General features: G+C 60.2%; 15 protein-coding genes. 11 read left to right on the top strand and 4 right to left on the bottom strand.

The genetic code is table 11. From position 1 onward, the window contains the following. Position 1: 1 nt before the first annotated feature. Positions 2–1,099: a metallophosphoesterase gene (locus LPU83_RS51820; protein WP_024313616.1), complete on the bottom strand. Its 1,098-nt coding sequence runs from the start codon at positions 1,097–1,099 to the stop codon at positions 2–4. 109 nt (positions 1,100–1,208) lie between these two features. After that, positions 1,209–2,513 (bottom strand): MFS transporter, encoded by a 1,305-nt coding sequence (locus LPU83_RS51815; RefSeq protein WP_024313615.1) that lies wholly within the window; start codon positions 2,511–2,513, stop codon positions 1,209–1,211. A 213-nt stretch (positions 2,514–2,726) separates the two neighbouring features. On the opposite strand from LPU83_RS51815, the gene aqpZ reads away from it, so the two are divergent. From aqpZ to ligA, 9 genes are all read left to right on the top strand, one after another. Beyond that, positions 2,727–3,431, top strand: coding sequence for an aquaporin Z (gene aqpZ, locus LPU83_RS51810; protein ID WP_024313614.1), 705 nt, complete (start codon positions 2,727–2,729; stop codon positions 3,429–3,431). 210 nt (positions 3,432–3,641) lie between these two features. Further along, the gene (locus tag LPU83_RS51805) at positions 3,642–4,568 is read left to right on the top strand and encodes a D-alanine--D-alanine ligase (RefSeq protein WP_024313613.1); all 927 of its coding nucleotides are present in this window, start codon (positions 3,642–3,644) and stop codon (positions 4,566–4,568) included. Continuing rightward, on the top strand, positions 4,556–5,488 hold the full coding sequence (locus LPU83_RS51800) for a cell division protein FtsQ/DivIB (protein ID WP_024313612.1): 933 nt from the start codon (positions 4,556–4,558) through the stop codon (positions 5,486–5,488). The genes LPU83_RS51805 and LPU83_RS51800 overlap by 13 nt, the downstream gene beginning before the upstream one ends. Continuing rightward, positions 5,485–6,816 (top strand): cell division protein FtsA, encoded by a 1,332-nt coding sequence (gene ftsA, locus LPU83_RS51795; protein ID WP_018858330.1) that lies wholly within the window; start codon positions 5,485–5,487, stop codon positions 6,814–6,816. The genes LPU83_RS51800 and ftsA overlap by 4 nt, the downstream gene beginning before the upstream one ends. A gap of 56 nt (positions 6,817–6,872) precedes the next feature. Next, on the top strand, positions 6,873–8,594 hold the full coding sequence (ftsZ, locus tag LPU83_RS51790) for a cell division protein FtsZ (RefSeq protein ID WP_024313611.1): 1,722 nt from the start codon (positions 6,873–6,875) through the stop codon (positions 8,592–8,594). A 287-nt stretch (positions 8,595–8,881) separates the two neighbouring features. Continuing rightward, entirely contained in the window at positions 8,882–9,838 is a 957-nt protein-coding gene (gene lpxC / locus LPU83_RS51785; RefSeq protein ID WP_024313610.1) for a UDP-3-O-acyl-N-acetylglucosamine deacetylase, read from the top strand. Positions 9,839–10,113: 275 nt separating this feature from the next. Beyond that, positions 10,114–10,983, top strand: coding sequence for an outer membrane protein assembly factor BamD (locus LPU83_RS51780; protein ID WP_024313609.1), 870 nt, complete (start codon positions 10,114–10,116; stop codon positions 10,981–10,983). 5 nt (positions 10,984–10,988) lie between these two features. After that, positions 10,989–12,662 (top strand): DNA repair protein RecN, encoded by a 1,674-nt coding sequence (gene recN, locus LPU83_RS51775; RefSeq protein WP_024313608.1) that lies wholly within the window; start codon positions 10,989–10,991, stop codon positions 12,660–12,662. Between the two features lie 108 nt (positions 12,663–12,770). Continuing rightward, positions 12,771–14,942, top strand: coding sequence for an NAD-dependent DNA ligase LigA (ligA, locus tag LPU83_RS51770; RefSeq protein ID WP_024313607.1), 2,172 nt, complete (start codon positions 12,771–12,773; stop codon positions 14,940–14,942). A 33-nt stretch (positions 14,943–14,975) separates the two neighbouring features. Here ligA and LPU83_RS51765 read toward each other — a convergent pair whose 3' ends face one another. Further along, positions 14,976–15,497, bottom strand: a complete 522-nt coding sequence (locus LPU83_RS51765; protein ID WP_024313606.1) for a GNAT family N-acetyltransferase — start codon at positions 15,495–15,497, stop codon at positions 14,976–14,978. A 264-nt stretch (positions 15,498–15,761) separates the two neighbouring features. Between LPU83_RS51765 and LPU83_RS51760 the strand changes: the two genes are divergently transcribed. Next, positions 15,762–16,352 (top strand): 3'-5' exonuclease, encoded by a 591-nt coding sequence (locus LPU83_RS51760; RefSeq protein WP_024313605.1) that lies wholly within the window; start codon positions 15,762–15,764, stop codon positions 16,350–16,352. A 63-nt stretch (positions 16,353–16,415) separates the two neighbouring features. After that, complete coding sequence (locus tag LPU83_RS51755) at positions 16,416–16,910, top strand: CreA family protein (RefSeq protein WP_024313604.1); 495 nt, start codon at positions 16,416–16,418, stop codon at positions 16,908–16,910. Between the two features lie 17 nt (positions 16,911–16,927). On the opposite strand, the gene LPU83_RS51750 is transcribed toward LPU83_RS51755, so the two are convergent. After that, positions 16,928–17,338 (bottom strand): GFA family protein, encoded by a 411-nt coding sequence (locus tag LPU83_RS51750; protein WP_024313603.1) that lies wholly within the window; start codon positions 17,336–17,338, stop codon positions 16,928–16,930. Positions 17,339–17,475 lie beyond the last annotated feature (137 nt).

Raw genomic sequence — 17,475 nt, 5'->3', positions numbered from 1 at the left:
CTTAGGCGAAGCGCTTGGTGAAAGCGGTGGAAAAGGTCACTCCGCCTCTGTTGTCGCTGGCTTCGCCGATCGCTACATCCATCGTGTTGCTTGTCACCCGGACAAGGCAGAAGCCGCCCATGAAGGCGGCTTTCGCTTTGAAGACATCCAGTTTGCCGACGGTGTAGGCCATGGGCGTGTTGTGCTCGTGTCCGTGAAAAATGCCGATTACATTGTAGCCTTCGAGGATTGCGAGAAGTTCCTGACGTTCTGATTCACCCCACCAATGGGGTGCGCCGGTGCCGCTGGCATTGAACGTTTTCTTTTCGCGATCCCAGCGCTCCAATGAGAACGGATCCCACCCGTAGTGCTGGAAGATGACTACCGGGCGTCCATCTGATGCATAGGTCTGGAGATCGCGCTTCATCCAATCGAGGCTGCTTGCGGCGCCTTTCGTATTGTCTCCACCGTAGCGTTGCGCCTGGATCAGATGCAGTCCGCCCCAGTTCCAGGAATAGTTGTCCGAGGCTTCGTCGTAGTTGTCGACGGGCACCAGCGGCTTGAAGAAGACGCTCGGCTTGTGGTTCATCTGCACGTAATCGCGCAGCTCATCGCGATACCAGTCGACCTGCGGCGGGCGCCCATCCTGATCGAGGTCGTGATTGCCGAGGCCGACATAGACTGGAAAGTGCACATGATCGGCACCGAGCCCTTGCTGGTAGCGATGGGAAAACTGCAGCAGCTGCGACCCTTCCGCGACCTCTGCCGTCTGACCACCACCATCGTCCGTCACATCGCCGCAGACGATGATGCCCTGCGGCCTTGCAATGGGCTGTCCGGCGAGCGGCAGGCCGCTCGGTCTCCGGGCGATCTCCATAGGCCAAGTTTGATGGTGAATGCTGTTCAATGCAAGAATGTGGCGTAACAGGTTTGCGTCGGTCTTGCCTTCATCCTGGCAGTTCGGGCTTTGCCCGTCTCCGAAGCGGCATGCGTGGACGTCGTTGATGACAAGGAAGGTGACATCGGTGGGCGGAAGGCTGGCTGCTTTCGCAATTGACGGCAGTGTCAGCGAAATCCCGGCACCGAGCCCTTGCGTCAGCAGTGATCGTCTTGTCAGCATCTGGCTTCCCCTGTTTCTGAAAATCTAGGAGCAAGGCGCGATCAGACAACAACAACAAAAAAAGCCGCGACAGTTGCCTGTCGCGGCCCTTCAAATTGGATTTCCGGGATCAGACTTCGTCGCGGCCGGAGGCCAGGATGCAGATCAGCGTGATCACGGCAGACAGACCGAGATAGTAACCGACATACTGCATGCCATGGTTTGCCTGCAGCCAGGTGGCGATATAGGGCGCCAGCGAAGCGCCGAAGATGCCAGCAAGGTTGAAGGTGATCGACGAGCCGGTGTAGCGAACAGCCGTTGGGAAGGGGGCGGCAAGCGCGGTGCCGATCAGGCCGTAGGTCATGCCCATCAGCGCCATGGCGACGATCGCAAACACCACGATGCTGCCTTCGCCGCCCGTCATCAGGCCCGGCAGGAAGAACGAGAAGATACCGATCAGTACGGTGGTGAGGATCAGCATTTCGCGACGTCCGAACCGCTCGGCGAGTTTACCAACGATCGGGATGAAGATACCGAAGGCGACCGAACCGACGATCTGGATTTCGAGCGCGTCAAGGAACGGTATCTTCAGGACCTTGACGTTGTAGGACAGCAGGTAAGCCGAGCCGATGTAGAACAGCACGAAGGTGGCGAGCGCCACGAAGGTGCCGAGGAATAGGCTGCGCTTGTACTTGCGGAAAAGTTCGGCAACCGGGACGGCAACGCGCTCCTGCTTGTCGATCGCCTTCTGGAAGGCCGGCGTTTCGGTGATCGAGAGGCGGACCCAGAGACCGATGACGATCAGCAGAATGGAAGAGATGAACGGCACACGCCAGCCCCAGCTCAGCAAGGCGTCCTGAGACATGACCTGTAGAAGCAGCCAGAAAATGCCTGAGGAGAGGAACAGGCCGACCGGAGCGCCAAGCTGCGGAAACATGCCATACCAGCTGCGCTTGCCTTCCGGCGCGTTCTCCGTCGCGAGCAGCACGGCGCCACCCCATTCCCCGCCGAGACCGAAGCCCTGGCCGAAACGGCAAAGCGCGAGCAGCAGCGGTGCGATGACGCCGATCGATTCATAGGAGGGCAGAAGGCCGATTACCACCGTCGAGATACCCATGGTGAGCAGGGCGGCAACCAGCGTCGTCTTGCGGCCAATCCTGTCGCCGAAATGGCCGAAGACGACGGCGCCAAGCGGACGGGCAAAGAAGGCGATCGAGAAGGTTGCGAAGGACGCAAGCAGCGCGGTCGTCGGGTCGCTGTTTGGGAAGAACAGCGTCGGGAAGACCAGCACGGCGGCAGTTGCATATACGTAGAAATCGAAGAACTCGATTGTGGTGCCGACGAGGCTCGCGATCAGAACGCGCGCCGGCGAGTTGACTTGCGCACTGTTCGATGAAGCGGGTATCGGCGATACTCTGGATATCGCGTCTGACATTTTCATTCCAATCGGGATTGTAAAGATGCCTTGGGAAGGCAGGCGGCTCTTAACGCAATTTTAATTCGGCGCAAATGCCCATCGCGCAACAAACGAAAAAAGATTAGCAGGCTTTGCATTTTTCCGCCCATCGATGCCGCGTGTGGGCACTTGACCAGAATCAATATGAAGCCGATTCCTCATGAACGCCCTGGTTGAGCGCAGGAGGGAAATATGCAGAAAAGTCTTGTTGCAGAATTTCTTGGAACGTTTTGGCTCGTATTCGGCGGATGCGGCAGTGCCGTGCTTGCCGCAGCGTTTCCCGAACTTGGCATTGGTTTTGTGGGTGTTGCATTTGCGTTCGGTCTTACCGTACTGACAATGGCTTTTGCCGTCGGCGGCATTTCCGGCGGGCATTTCAACCCGGCGGTTTCCGTCGGTCTCGCAGTCGCGGGCAAATTCCCGGCCGGTCGCGTGGTTCCTTATATCGCGGTACAGGTCATTGGCGCGATTGTTGCGGCGGCTTTGCTTTATGCCGTCGCCAGCGGCAAGGCCGGTTTCGAGCTCGGAGGCTTTTCCGCCAATGGTTATGGTGAACATTCGCCCGGCGGCTACTCGCTCCTTTCTGCACTTGTCATCGAAGTCGTCCTGACGTCGTTCTTCATCTTCATCATCCTGGGGTCAACGAGCAGCAGGGTGCCGGCGGGCTTCGCGCCAATCGCCATCGGGCTTGCGCTGACGCCCATTCATCTGATTTCGATTCCGGTCACCAATACGTCGGTCAATCCCTCTCTTTCGACAGGACAGGCGTTGTTCGTCGGCGGCTGGGCGTTGCAGCAACTGTGGCTGTTCTGGGTTGCGCCGCTTATAGGCGGTGTCCTCGGTGGCCTTGTCTGGAAAATGACAGGCGAAGTGGCCTCAACTGACGCAACGTCCTGAAGGAACCCGCACGGCATGCCGCTGCGGGGCTTTTGCGTTCTGCGCCGTCATGTCCGCGCCGCTTTCCGAGGTGAAAATTAACGAAAGTAAACACTTCGTTAACCATAATCGGGCTCTAATGCACCTGCATCATCAAGCTGGATTCGGACGAGAAACAAGCTTGGTGCAAGCGTCGGAACGCAGTGTGCGGGTTATTTTTTGGGGGTGTTGATGAGTCGCAAGCATGTCGCTGTCCTGATGGGCGGGTTTTCCTCGGAGAGGCCGGTAAGCCTCTCTTCCGGGACGGCGTGCGCGGATGCCCTTGAGGCTGAGGGTTTCCAGGTGACGCGGATTGACGTCGATCGCGATGTGTCTGCGAAGCTTGCTGCACTGCGACCCGATGTCGTCTTTAATGCGCTGCATGGCCCCTACGGCGAGGATGGTACGATCCAGGGCGTCCTCGAGTATCTTGAGGTTCCCTACACGCATTCCGGCGTGCTGGCTTCGGCGCTTGCCATGGACAAGGAGAAGGCAAAGGGCGTTGCCGCCGCCGCGGGCGTTCCGGTTGCTCAATCAGAGGTGATCAATCGATTCGCCTTTCCAGCCGAGCATCCGATGAAGCCGCCCTATGTTGTGAAGCCTGTGCGTGAGGGCTCCAGCTTCGGTGTGGTGATCGTCCAGGAGGATCAATCGCATCCGCCGCAGATTATCAGCTCTCCGGACTGGCGCTACGGCGAAGAGGTTCTTGTCGAGCGTTACGTCTATGGCCGGGAGCTGACTTGCGGTGTCATGGGGGATCAGGTGCTTGGCGTGACCGAGGTGGTGCCGCTGGGCCATGGCTTCTACGATTATGACGCCAAGTATGTCGCAGGTGGATCGAAACACGTCATCCCGGCGGAAATTTCACCGAATATTTACCAAAAAATACAATCATTGGCATTAAGGGCGCATCAAGCAATTGGTTGCCGTGGCGTCAGTCGCTCCGACTTTCGTTACGACGATCGCTTCTCCGAAGATGGCGAAATTATCTGGCTGGAAATCAATACTCAGCCGGGCATGACGCCAACCTCCCTGGTGCCCGAAATGGCTGGTCATGCCGGCTACTCATTTGGTGAATTTCTCCGTTGGATGGTGGAGGACGCTTCTTGTTCTCGGTGACGGTCAAAAGAATAGGGCGCCCAAGTCATCAGGCTGAGCCTTCGTATCCCGAGGGTGATGGTCGGCTGATTCTTCCGCGCCCGCTGCGCCGTGTCGTGCGCTTCCTTGTCAGCCTCGGAAGTGGCCGCATCCATATTCCGGCCCATGTCGGGACGGTCTCCGCCTTGGCCTTCTTTGCTGTGACGGGTCTCTACGGCATGTCGCTCGGTGGTCACACCGACGCTGTTGCGCAAGCGACGACGACCGCTGCCGGATTTGCAATCGATGACGTCAAGGTGTCCGGCAATTCCGAGACCTCCGAAATCGAGATCCTGCAGCTGTTGGGGCTGGATGGCACGACGTCGCTTGTGGCGCTCGATGTCGATGCGGCGCGCCAGAAGATCGCTAAGCTTCCCTGGGTCGAGAATGTCGAAGTCCGCAAGATCTACCCGAAGACGATCGAGGTAAAACTCAAAGAGCGTCAGGCTTACGCCATCTGGCAGCATGGCCAGGAGCTTTCTCTCGTGGAGAAGGGTGGTTCGGTAATCGCTCCGCTACGCGATAACAAGTTTTCGGAGCTGCCCCTCGTGGTTGGTCGCGGCGCGGAGGTTGCTGCAACCTCGCTCGAAGCCGAATTCGCAAAGTGGCCGGAGATCAAGGCGCGGGTGAAGGCCTACGTCTGGGTTTCGGGTCGTCGCTGGGATCTGCACATGGACAACGGTATTGCGGTGAAGCTGCCGGAAGACGATGTCGAGGTGGCGTTGGCGCGGCTGTCGAAGTTCATGAAGGAGCAGGATCTTCTGGAGCGCGACATCGCTGCCGTCGATCTGAGGCTTACCGACCGCACGGCGATTGAGTTGACGCCGGAAGCGATGGCGCGCCGGCAACTCGTGCTTGATCAGCGGACCAAGGAATTGAAGAAGGCGGGGCAAAATATATGAGCTTGTTCGGTTCGTCCCATTTCGGATTGCCGCGCCTGAAGCCGCTTTCGTCGAAGCGGTCCCATGTCGTTTCGGTGCTGGACATCGGATCGACGAAGGTCGTCTGCATGATTGGCCGCCTGACGCCTCGCGAGGAAAGTCAGGTTCTGCCCGGCCGTACGCACAACATTGAGATCATCGGGATTGGTCACCAGCGTTCGCGCGGCATCAAGACCGGCGCGATCTCCGACCTGGATGCGTTGGAAAGCGTGATTCGGCTTGCGGTCGACGCAGCCGAGCGCATGGCCGGCCTGACCGTCGAAAGCCTGATCGTCAACGTCACGGCGGGTCGTCTGACAAGCGACATCTACACTGCGACCATCGATCTCGGTGGTCAGGAAGTTGAGCTGAACGACCTCAAGAAGGTTCTGTCCGCTGCCTGTCAGCAGTCGCTTCGACAGGATCGCGCGGTCCTTCATTCGCTGGCAACTGGCTTCTCGCTCGACGGCGAGCGCGGCATCCGCGATCCGCTGTCGATGTATGGTGACGTTCTCGGCGTCGACATGCACGTTGTCACCGCTGAGCGCACTGCACTGAAGAACCTCGAACTCAGCGTCAATCGCGCGCACCTCTCGGTCGAGGGAATCGTCGCGACGCCTTACGCCTCCGGCCTTGCCGCTCTCGTCGATGATGAAGTCGAGCTCGGCTGCGCGGCCATCGACATGGGCGGCGGCACGACGACGATTTCTGTCTTCGCAGAGGGCAAGCTGGTGCACACCGATGCCGTCAGCCTCGGCGGCCATCACGTGACCACTGATCTGGCCCGTGGTCTGTCGACCCGTATCGAGGATGCCGAACGCCTGAAGGTCGTTCATGCTTCCGCGATGCCGAACTCCTCGGACGAGCGCGAACTGATCTCGATCCCGCCGATCGGCGAAGACGAACGCGACCTGCCGACGCAGGTGCCGCGTGCGCTGGTATCGCGCATCGTCAGCGCCCGTATCGAGGAAACGATGGAATTGATCCGCGATCGCATCCAGCGCTCGGGCTTCAGCCCGATCGTCGGCAAGCGCGTCGTGCTGACGGGTGGTGCGAGCCAGCTGACCGGCCTTGCCGAAGTTGCGCGCCGCATTCTTGCCCGCAACGTCAGAATCGGTCGTCCGATGGGCGTCTCGGGCCTGCCGACCGCAGCGAAGGGCCCAGCCTTTTCGACCGCCGTCGGTCTGATGATCTATCCGCAGGTCGCGGACCAAGAAACACATGCGTCACAGAGCGGTCTGCTCATGTCGCTTGGGGGAAATACCAGCCGCTTTGCCCGCATGGGCCAGTGGTTGAAAGAAAGCTTCTGACAATTGAGTGAATTGGCCGGCGTGGCGATGCGGCCATAAAGAGAAGGAACGGTAACATGACTATCAAGCTGCAAAAGCCGGATATCACTGAGCTTAAGCCGCGTATCACCGTGTTCGGTGTTGGCGGTGGCGGTGGCAACGCTGTCAACAACATGATCTCCGCGGGCCTCCAGGGCGTCGACTTCGTCGTTGCCAACACGGATGCCCAGGCCCTGACGATGACCAAGGCAGAGCGCATTATCCAGCTCGGCGCCAACGTCACGGAAGGGCTCGGTGCTGGTTCGCAGCCGGAAGTCGGCCGCGCAGCCGCTGAAGAGTGCATCGACGAGATCGTCGACCACCTGAATGGAACGCACATGTGCTTCGTTACCGCCGGCATGGGCGGCGGCACCGGCACTGGCGCTGCTCCAGTCGTTGCACAGGCAGCCCGTAACAAGGGCATCCTGACGGTCGGCGTCGTGACCAAACCCTTCCACTTCGAAGGCGGGCGCCGCATGCGTCTAGCCGAATCCGGCATCCAGGAGCTGCAGAAGTCGGTCGATACCCTGATCGTCATTCCGAACCAGAACCTTTTCCGCATCGCCAACGACAAGACGACCTTTGCCGACGCGTTCGCGATGGCAGACCAGGTCCTCTACTCCGGTGTCGCCTGCATCACCGACCTGATGGTGAAGGAAGGTCTCATCAACCTCGACTTCGCCGACGTTCGCTCGGTCATGCGCGAAATGGGCCGCGCAATGATGGGCACCGGCGAGGCATCGGGCCAGGGCCGCGCAATGCAGGCTGCCGAAGCTGCGATTGCCAACCCGCTGCTCGACGAAACGTCGATGAAGGGCGCACAGGGCCTGTTGATCTCCATCACCGGCGGTCGCGACCTTACCCTCTTCGAAGTCGACGAAGCAGCAACGCGTATCCGCGAAGAAGTCGATCCGGATGCGAACATCATCCTCGGCGCGACGTTCGACGAATCGCTCGAAGGCATCATCCGCGTCTCCGTCGTCGCAACCGGCATCGACCGTGCGCTCAACGAAGCAGCCGGCAAGACATTCCAGCCTGTCGCAAAGCCGATTGTCCGTCCTTCCGCGGCCGTCGCTCCGGCGCCGGCCGCAGTTCAGCCTGCACCTGTCATGCAGCAGGCACCAAAGGCCGTCGACCCGGTCGCGCAGGCGATCCGTACGGCTGAAGCGGAAATGGAGCGCGAGCTCGAGATCCACGCTCCACGTGCAGCATCACCGGTGCAGCAGCCGGCGATGCAGGAGACCTTCCGTCCGCAGAGCAAGATCTTTGCCGCTCCGGAAGCCGCTCCGGTCATTCGTCCAGCCGCGGTTCAGCAGGCTCCGGTTCACGCGCCTGTCATGAGCCAGCCGGTTCAGCAGCCTGTGACGAGCCAGGCGCCTGTCATGCAGCAGCCAATGGCCGCCCAACAGCCCGTTCGCATGCCGAAAGTGGAGGATTTTCCGCCAGTGGTTCAGGCAGAGATCGACCATCGCTCGCAGCCTGCCCCCACGTCTCATGCGCATGAAGAGCGTGGTCCGATGGGCCTCCTGAAGCGGATCACCAACTCGCTTGGCCGTCGCGAAGAGGAAGTCGCGCCGGAGATGACGTCGGCTCCTGCTGCTGCCTCGCAGCAGCGCCGTCCGCTTTCTCCGGAAGCCAGCCTCTATGCGCCGCGCCGCGGAAACCTCGACGATCAGGGCCGCAGCGTTCCGCAGGCTCGCATGATGCAGGAAGACGATCAGCTCGAAATTCCGGCATTCCTGCGCCGTCAGTCGAACTGAGGCAGGGATAGAATCGCCACATGGATGCCCGGGAGTACGCTCCCGGGCATTGCTGTTTCAAGGGATGGAATCTGGCGCCAATTGCGCTGTTATTTCAAAGGCATGCTTTCGTAACAATGCGAAAGAAACAGTGATTTGGATTGGAACCCGGGCGCACGTATGTATGTGCTCAAGAAACCGTGTTCTCGCGCTTTATGGCGAGCCTTCAACGGAGTGAAATGAACCCTGGCAGATAGTTCGGCATGTTAGCCGCGGCGGGTCACCAGGGATTATAAAGGCAAAAATTTATGGTTATTGGCATGTTGGGATTTCAAACGACGGTATCACGTCCGATCACGCTCTCGGGCATCGGCGTTCATTCTGGTGCTGACGTTTCGATTACCTTCAACCCGGCAGAAGCTGACACTGGCGTCGTCTTCAATCGCATGCATGAGAACGGCGAGGTTTCCGAATACCGTGCTGTGTCTTCGCAGGTCGGCAATACGGATCTGTGCACCGTTCTTGGGTTCTCGCCGGCACACTCGGTTGCGACGATCGAGCATGTCATGGCTGCCGTCTACGCGCTCGGTCTCGACAACGTCGTGATCGAGGTTCATGGCGCCGAAATGCCGATCATGGACGGCAGTTCGATGCCTTTCATCGAAGCGATCGAACAGGTTGGCCTGGTATCGCTCGGCGTGAAGCGCCGGTATATCCGCATCACCAAGCCGGTTCGCATCGAGCATGGTGGCTCGTGGAGCGAGTTCCGTCCCTACGATGGTACGCGCTTTGAAGTCGAGATCGATTTCGATTGCCCTCTGATCGGCCGGCAGAAGTGGGAAGGCGACATGACGGCTGCGACGTTCAAGTCCGAGCTGTCGCGCGCTCGTACCTTCGGTTTCATGCGGGATGTAGAGCGTCTTTGGGCCTCCGGCCACGCGCTTGGTTCCTCGCTTGAGAATTCGGTCGTCATCTCGGACGACAATACCGTTATCAATGTCGAGGGCCTGCGCTACGCCAAGGACGAATTCGTGCGCCACAAGGCACTCGATGCCGTCGGCGATCTTGCGCTCGCCGGCGCTCCTTTCATCGGTTGCTATCGCTCCTATCGGGGCGGCCACAAGATGAATGCTAATGCTCTCAAGGCGTTGCTCAGCGACCCGACCGCCTACGAAGTGGTCGAGACCTCTGCGCCGCGCCAGCGTGTTGCTCCTCGGGATTTCATCCGGGTCAACGCACCGGAATTTGCTCCCTGGTCGGCATGACCTCCATCGCATCTACTAGGCCAGGGCCGCCTCCTTCGGGAGGCGGTTTCTTTATTTTGAACAGACCGACGGTGATTCCCCGATAGATGTTTCGCCGCAGATGTTTAGCGGCAACAGGTGCAGCTTTCACGGTGCAAAACGGGCGATTATCGCCTGCATCGCCACAAAAATGCGTTAATGCATCATCATTGCGTTGCTCTGGCTCCACATTTGTGGCTAGAAACGCCAGCAAGGCGTGGCTGCCGTTGAGGGATGGCGGCGTTGGGATTGTTCCGATGGGTTATGCAGGGTCTGAAAGTATGATGAAGACAGCGCGCGCTTTGTTCGCATCGCTCTTGGTGCTGAGCGCAGGTGCCTTAGTTTCTGGATGCCAGTCGGACCCCGATATCGATATTAGCAAGCTCGGCGTCGAGAGCGATCCGCCGGATGTTCTCTATACCCAGGGCCTCGCCAACATGAAGGCCGGCAACATGGCCGAAGCGGCGCGCAAGTTCGACGCCATCGATCGCGAGAACCCGTTTTCCGAATGGGCGCGCAAGGCGCTCGTGATGAGCACCTTCGTCAAGTATCGCCAAGGCCGTCTCGACGATGCTCTTGCCTCGGGCAACCGCTATATGGCGCAGTATCCGAAGTCGAAAGATGCTCCCTACGTGCAGTATCTGATCGGTCTGACCTATTCGAAGCAGATCGTGGACGTCACGCAGGATCAGCGCGCAGCTGCAAAGACTGTCGAGGCCATGCAGGCGGTCATCGACAACTACCCGGATTCCGAATACGTCGACGACGCGCAGGCGAAAATCCGCTTCGCGCGCGACCAGATGGCCGGCAAGGAAATGCAGGTCGGCCGCTACTATATGGAGCGGAAGGAATACCTCGCCGCGATCTCGCGCTTCCGCACTGTCGTCGAGAAGTATCCGAATACCAACCAGATCGAAGAAGCGCTCGCGCGCCTTGTCGAAGCCTACTACGCAATGGGCATCGTCGAGGAGGCGCAAACCGCAGCTGCCGTTCTGGGCCATAACTATCCGGACAGCCAGTGGTACGCCGATTCCTTCAAGCTCTTGAAGAACGGTGGCGCGGAGCCGCGTGAAAACCCGGGTTCCTGGATCGCGGCTGCAGGCAAGAAACTCCTGCTCGGTTCCTGAGGCCAATGCTGATCCAGCTTTCGATCCGCGATATCGTCCTGATCGAGCGGCTGGACCTCGCCTTCGAGACCGGCCTCTCGGTGCTGACCGGTGAGACCGGTGCTGGCAAATCCATCCTGCTTGATAGCCTGTCGCTGGCCCTTGGGGGCCGCGGAGACGGAGGCCTCGTTCGCCACGGCGAAGACAAGGGGCAGGTGACGGCTGTCTTCGACGTCGGCCCTGATCACGGCGCCCGCAAGCTGCTGCGCGAGAACGGCATCGATGATGATGGCGATCTCATCTTCCGCCGTGTCCAAAACTCCGACGGGCGCACCAAGGCCTATGTCAACGACCAGCCGCTCAGCGTTCAGCTGATGCGTCAGGCCGGACAGATGCTCGTCGAGATTCACGGTCAGCATGATGATCGCGCGCTCGTGGACACCCACGCTCACCGGATCCTGCTCGACGCCTTTGCGGGCGTGAACGAAGACGCTGCTACCGTTTCCAACATTTACCGCATCTGGCGCGATACCGAGCGGACGCTGAAGAAACAGCGCGAGAAGGTGGAGAATGCTACGCGCGAGGCGGACTATCTGCGCTCATCCGTCGAGGAACTGGAAAAGCTTTCGCCGCTGGATGGCGAGGAGGACGAACTCGCCGATCGCCGCCAAAAGATGATGAAGGCCGAGCGCATCGCAGGCGATATCGCCGAGGCTTCAGAGTTCCTCAACGGCAATGCCTCTCCCGTGCCGCATATCGCCTCGCTCGTGCGCCGGCTGGAGCGCAAGAGCCACGAGGCTCCTGGCTTGCTGGAAGATACGGTTGCGCTTCTGGACGCTGCGCTCGACCAGCTCTCCAACGCCCAGATGGAAGTCGAGGCGGCACTCCGAAAGACGGAATACGATCCAAAGGAGCTGGAGCGTGTAGAGGAGCGCCTGTTTGCCTTGCGCGCCGCCGCGCGCAAGTACTCTGTTCCGGTGGTCGAACTGCCAGCGCTCGCCATTCGCATGATCAGCGATCTTGCCGATCTCGATGCCGGCGAGGAACGGCTTGCCAAGCTCGAAGCCGAGGTTGGTGTTGCCAAGGCGAACTACGATGCAGCAGCACGCACGCTTTCCGATAAGCGTCATCACGCCGGCGACGCTTTGGCTGCCGCCGTCATGGCAGAACTGCCGGCACTGAAGCTGGAGCGGGCACGTTTCATGGTAGAGATCACCACCAATCGCGAGGATGCGACAGCAGAGGGCATCGACGTTGTCGAGTTCCACGTGCAGACCAATCCGGGCACGCGCCCGGGTTCTATCATGAAGGTGGCGTCCGGCGGCGAGCTTTCGCGCTTCCTGCTCGCGCTGAAGGTGGCGCTCGCCGATCGCGGCTCTGCACCGACGCTCGTCTTCGACGAAATAGATACCGGTGTTGGCGGGGCGGTTGCGGATGCGATAGGTCAGCGCCTGAAGCGGCTTTCCGACCGCGTTCAGGTCCTCTCGGTTACCCATGCGCCGCAGGTTGCAGCACGGGCGGCGACGCATCTGCTGATCTCAAAGGGACCGGCCGCCGAAGGCTCCGAGAAGATTGCGACGCGCGTCGCGACGATGGCGCCCGACGACCGTACCGAAGAAATCGCGCGCATGCTGGCGGGCGCCTCGGTGACGGAAGAGGCGAGGGCGGCTGCTGCCCGGCTGCTGGCCGGGAACGGCTGATTTCGAAATCGCCGAATTGGGGAGAGGCGCCGGAGATGACGTCTCACTCCCTTTCAATCCATGCATTTTGCTCTAAAACGACTCCAGATTCCGTGGAGTGAGAGCCGTATGTCGACCGAAACCATAGCCGTTGATGCCCTGACGATCGAAGATGCCGCCGCCGAGCTCGAGCGGCTTGCGATGGAGATCGCCCGCAACGACGAGCTCTATCACGGCGAGGATCGCCCGGCGATTTCGGATGCCGAGTATGATGCGCTGAAGCGGCGCAACGACGCGATCGAGGCGCGCTTTCCGGAACTGATCCGCGACGACAGCCCGTCGCGGCGTGTCGGCTCCGCGCCTTCAGTCACATTCGCACCCCTCGTGCATGCGCGGCCGATGCTGTCGCTCGACAATACCTTCTCGCAGGAGGACGTGCAGGACTTCGTGGCCAGCGTCTATCGTTTCCTCGGCCGCTTGCCGGACCAGTCGATTGCCTTTACGGCAGAGCCGAAAATCGATGGCCTCTCCATGTCGATCCGCTACGAGAACGGCAAACTTGTAAACGCAGCGACTCGCGGCGACGGTACGACGGGCGAAAACGTCACCGCGAATATCCGCACCATCAAGGAAGTCCCGAACGAGTTGCCCCGGGGCGTTCCGGCCGTCGTTGAAGTGCGCGGCGAAGTCTATATGGCCAAGAGCGACTTCCTGGCGCTGAACAAGCAGATGGAGGCGGCGGGCAAGCAGACCTACGTCAATCCGCGCAACACCGCCGCTGGCTCGCTGCGACAGCTCAATGCGAAAGTGACAGCGAGCCGCAAGCTGAAGTTCTTCGCCTACGCCTGGGGCGAGATTTCCGAGCCCAATGATTTGCCGAAGGCGCAATTCGACATGGTGCAGAAGTTCAAGGAATGGGGCTTTCCCGTCAATCCGCTGATGAAGCGGCTGAACTCCGTCGCCGATATCCTGGCGCATTACGATGAGATCGGCCTGAAGCGGCCCGATCTCGACTACGACATCGACGGCGTCGTCTACAAGGTCGACAGCCTTGAGCTGCAGGCCCGTCTTGGCTTCCGCTCGCGCAGCCCGCGTTGGGCGACCGCACATAAATTCCCGGCCGAGCAGGCCTTCACGATGGTCGAAAATATCGACATCCAGGTTGGCCGCACCGGCGCTCTGACGCCGGTCGCACGCCTGACGCCGATCACTGTCGGCGGCGTCGTCGTTACCAATGCGACGCTGCACAATGCCGATTATATTGAAGGCATCGGCAATTCGGGCGAACGTATTCGCGAAGTGGGACACGACATCCGGATCGGTGATACGGTCATCGTGCAGCGGGCAGGAGATGTCATCCCGCAGGTGCTCGACGTCGTCATGGAGAAGCGTCCGGCCGAGGCCAGGCCTTACGAATTCCCGAAAACTTGCCCGGTCTGCGGCAGCCATGCGGTGCGTGAGAAGAACGAGAAGACCGGCAAGCTCGATTCGGTCACCCGCTGCACCGGCGGCTTCATCTGCACGGCGCAGGCGACGGAGCATCTCAAGCATTTCGTCTCGCGCAATGCCTTCGACATCGAGGGCCTGGGCTCCAGGCAAATCGACTTCTTCTTCGATAATGAGGACAGCGCGCTGCAGATCCGCACCGCGCCCGATATCTTCACGCTGGAGAAGCGGCAGGCGGATTCACTGACCAAGCTCGAAAATATCGACGGCTTCGGCAAGGTCAGTGTCGGCAAGCTCTACGCCGCCATCAACGAGCGCCGCACTATCGCGCTCCACCGCTTCATCTATGCGCTCGGCATGCGCCATGTCGGCGAGACAACCGCGAAACTGCTTGCGCGCTCCTATGGCACCTATGACGCCTTCGAGGCGGCGATGAAGGAGGCTGCACCACTTTCCGGCGATGCCTGGAACGACTTGAACGCTATCGAAGGCATCGGTGAGATTGTCGCCCGCGCTATCGTCGAATTCTACAAGGAACCGCGTAATATCAAGGTGATCGGCGCGTTGCTGGACGAACTCGACGACAAGAGGCCGTTGCCCGCCGAACAGGCGGTGACATCAGACAGCCCTGTCGCCGGCAAGACCGTCGTTTTCACCGGCTCGCTGGAAAAGTTTTCGCGCGACGAGGCCAAGGCGCGGGCCGAAAGCCTCGGCGCCAAGGTCGCCGGTTCGGTGTCGAAGAAGACCGATATCGTCGTTGCGGGACCGGGCGCCGGCTCGAAGCTCGACAAGGCACGCGAACTCGGTGTCCAGACGATGGACGAGGACGAGTGGCTGGCGCTGATTGGCGGGTGAGGGCATCGGTTCCGCTCATCTCAGAGCCTCCTACTACCGCTTGATGCGCGCCATCGCATAAGCATCGACGTAGGTGCCGGCCCGGAAGGCATAGGCACGAAGTATGCCTTCCTCTTCGAAACCGAACTTTCTGTAGAGGGCGAGGGCGGCTTCGTTGTCGGTGTAGACTGTCAATTCAAGGCGCATAATGTTCAGCCAGTTGTCCGCGGCGTCGATGACGGCGGCGAGCAGCGCGTTGCCGATACCGCGGCCGGCAAAGTCGTCATGAACGCCCATGCCGATGCTGGCGACGTGATTGCGACGGCCGCGGAAGCGGGTCATGCCGATGTCGCCGACGATTTGCCCGTCGATGGTTGCGACCAGACGCATCGCGTCCGGATTGCTGTTTTCGACATGGCGGCGGGTTTCTTCGATACTCTGGTAGGGCGGACGCAAGGTCCCGGCCCGAAAGCCCGGCAGATTGACCAGCGCTGCCAAGGCCTCGGTGTCGGACGAACGGATGGCTCGGATCAACAGTCCGACAGGTGCTTTTCTGCTGCTTGGATTATTCTGCATACAACTCTCCTTGTCATTGCGAGGGGAGCCGGTTCCCGAACCCTGCTCGCCTCGGCAGGGGTTTCGGGGCTGGACGGACTGCTTCTAGCGCACCGTGGCTCCCGCCAACCCCGCAAGGGTGGTGGTCGTCAGCGTAAGCGTTATGGCCATCGATCCGTTCATGCTCGCCATGTTCGCAATCCGGTTGCGGATGTCAACAGCCTGGTTTGCGCCGACAGGGCAGGAAGGCTATGCCAGATCGATACAATCGAATCGGAAGCCTCGTTGAAGACTATCGCCATTGATTTCGAGACAGCCAACGAACAGCGCGGCAGCGCCTGCTCGGTCGGACTGGCATGGATCGAGGACGGCCAGGTCACGCGCGTCGAGGAGCGGCTCATCCGGCCGAAGGAGATGCGGTTCTCCGGCATGAACATCGCCATCCACGGCATCCGGCCGGAGCAGGTCGAGGACGCGCCGGAGTTTCCGGAGGTGATGGACGAGTTCCACGACGATTTCCGAGGCGCGACCATGATCGCGCACAATGCGGCTTTCGATTTTAGCGTCTGGCGTGCCTGCCTCGATCTCTATCGGCAGTCTTATCCGGAACTCACCTATCTCTGCAGCCTGAAGATGGCACAGCGGATCTGGCCGCATTTCCTATCGCACCGGCTCAACATGATCGCCGAGCATCTCGGCCTTCGCTTTGCGCATCACAATGCAGCCGAAGATGCCGCCGTCTGCGCGCATGCGGCGATCGCGATGGCAAAGGCCGTCGGGGCCGCCGCCGTGAACGCCATTCCTGCTGTGATCGGCATGAAGCCGGGCCGGCTGACGTCAAACGGGTATGAGGCCTGCACCTGCAGGAAGCAGTGAGCACTTCCTTGTAAAGACCCCTGGCGCGCTTACCTTAGATGCTGATGCAATCAGGGAGCCGTCATGTCCACAAAGAGCTATATCGCGCTTGCCACCGCGTCACTCATCGGTCTTAGCGCTGGCACCGTGTCGGCCGACGTCGTCGGCAAGGTTGGGGTTGACTGGATCGGCAACGACATCATCATCGATGCGGTGGCCGACCCGCAGGTGAAAGGCGTGACCTGCCACGTCACCTATTTCGACCGCAGCGTCATCGACCGCGTAAAGAACGGCAACTGGTTTGAGGATCCCTCGAACAACTCCATTGCCTGCCGGCAGACAGGGCCGATCGAGATCGGCGACATCGACCTGTCGAAGGGCGGCGACGAGGTGTTTAAGACAGGCATGTCGCTGATCTGGAAGAAGCTGGTCGTCAACCGGATCTACGACAAAGAGAACGACACGTTGATCTATCTTGCGCATTCGCGCGAATTGACCGACGGCTCGGCCAAGATGGCGATCTCGACCATCCCGCTCTACGGCCAGAACGTTTTGTGGAAAAACGGCAAGCCGCAATAGCAGCGCGGCTCGTCGAGTTAGGTGCGGCTTTTGGGATGGGCCGGAAGGTCATCGCAGATGATATCCCAGGACACCTTTTCGGATGTCCAGACGTGAAAGGTCGGGTGATACTCATCCGGCTCGTCGAGGCTGACGGTCATGATGTCGATCAAGCCGGGGTCCGCATCGTTCTGGTAGCCGAGCGGGGAACCACATGAACCGCAAAATGTCCGCACGACGCCCTTCGAGGAGGCGAAAGCCCGCGGGGCTCCTTGTTCATACACCAGTGTTCGCACGGGAAAGGTGACGAACGGCAGCGTCGGAGCCGAAGCAACCTTTCGGCATGTGTGGCAATGGCAGATGCCGCTACATAGGGGCGCCTCGTCGAGTCTATAGCGGATCGCGCCGCAGCCGCATCCTCCGGTGTGGCGGGTCTTTGCATCGCTCATCCTGCGTATCCCATTGCCTTTTCCAACGACATTCAAACGCCTGCCTTCGCCCTTGATTTACAAGGCTATGTCCAAGGACCGCATGACGGAGGTGGCGTTCGCCAACGAGATAGCCTGCAATACGGCCCGAAGAATGG

The organism is Rhizobium favelukesii (assembly GCF_000577275.2).
Lineage (GTDB): Bacteria > Pseudomonadota > Alphaproteobacteria > Rhizobiales > Rhizobiaceae > Rhizobium > Rhizobium favelukesii.
The sequence above is the reverse complement of the archived record's forward strand: the minus strand, read 5'-3'. Positions and strand labels throughout refer to the sequence as shown.

Bases quoted from the DNA above. Each gene is read 5' to 3' on its own strand.
- LPU83_RS51755 (WP_024313604.1), top strand. From the start codon at position 16,416: ATGTCCACAAAGAGCTATATCGCGCTTGCCACCGCGTCACTCATCGGT.
- aqpZ (WP_024313614.1), top strand. From the start codon at position 2,727: ATGCAGAAAAGTCTTGTTGCAGAATTTCTTGGAACGTTTTGGCTCGTA.
- LPU83_RS51750 (WP_024313603.1), bottom strand. From the start codon at position 17,338: ATGAGCGATGCAAAGACCCGCCACACCGGAGGATGCGGCTGCGGCGCG.
- LPU83_RS51765 (WP_024313606.1), bottom strand. From the start codon at position 15,497: ATGCAGAATAATCCAAGCAGCAGAAAAGCACCTGTCGGACTGTTGATC.
- LPU83_RS51815 (WP_024313615.1), bottom strand. From the start codon at position 2,513: ATGTCAGACGCGATATCCAGAGTATCGCCGATACCCGCTTCATCGAAC.
- LPU83_RS51820 (WP_024313616.1), bottom strand. From the start codon at position 1,099: ATGCTGACAAGACGATCACTGCTGACGCAAGGGCTCGGTGCCGGGATT.
- ftsA (WP_018858330.1), top strand. From the start codon at position 5,485: ATGAGCTTGTTCGGTTCGTCCCATTTCGGATTGCCGCGCCTGAAGCCG.
- LPU83_RS51805 (WP_024313613.1), top strand. From the start codon at position 3,642: ATGAGTCGCAAGCATGTCGCTGTCCTGATGGGCGGGTTTTCCTCGGAG.
- recN (WP_024313608.1), top strand. From the start codon at position 10,989: ATGCTGATCCAGCTTTCGATCCGCGATATCGTCCTGATCGAGCGGCTG.
- LPU83_RS51780 (WP_024313609.1), top strand. From the start codon at position 10,114: ATGGGTTATGCAGGGTCTGAAAGTATGATGAAGACAGCGCGCGCTTTG.
- lpxC (WP_024313610.1), top strand. From the start codon at position 8,882: ATGGTTATTGGCATGTTGGGATTTCAAACGACGGTATCACGTCCGATC.
- ftsZ (WP_024313611.1), top strand. From the start codon at position 6,873: ATGACTATCAAGCTGCAAAAGCCGGATATCACTGAGCTTAAGCCGCGT.
- ligA (WP_024313607.1), top strand. From the start codon at position 12,771: ATGTCGACCGAAACCATAGCCGTTGATGCCCTGACGATCGAAGATGCC.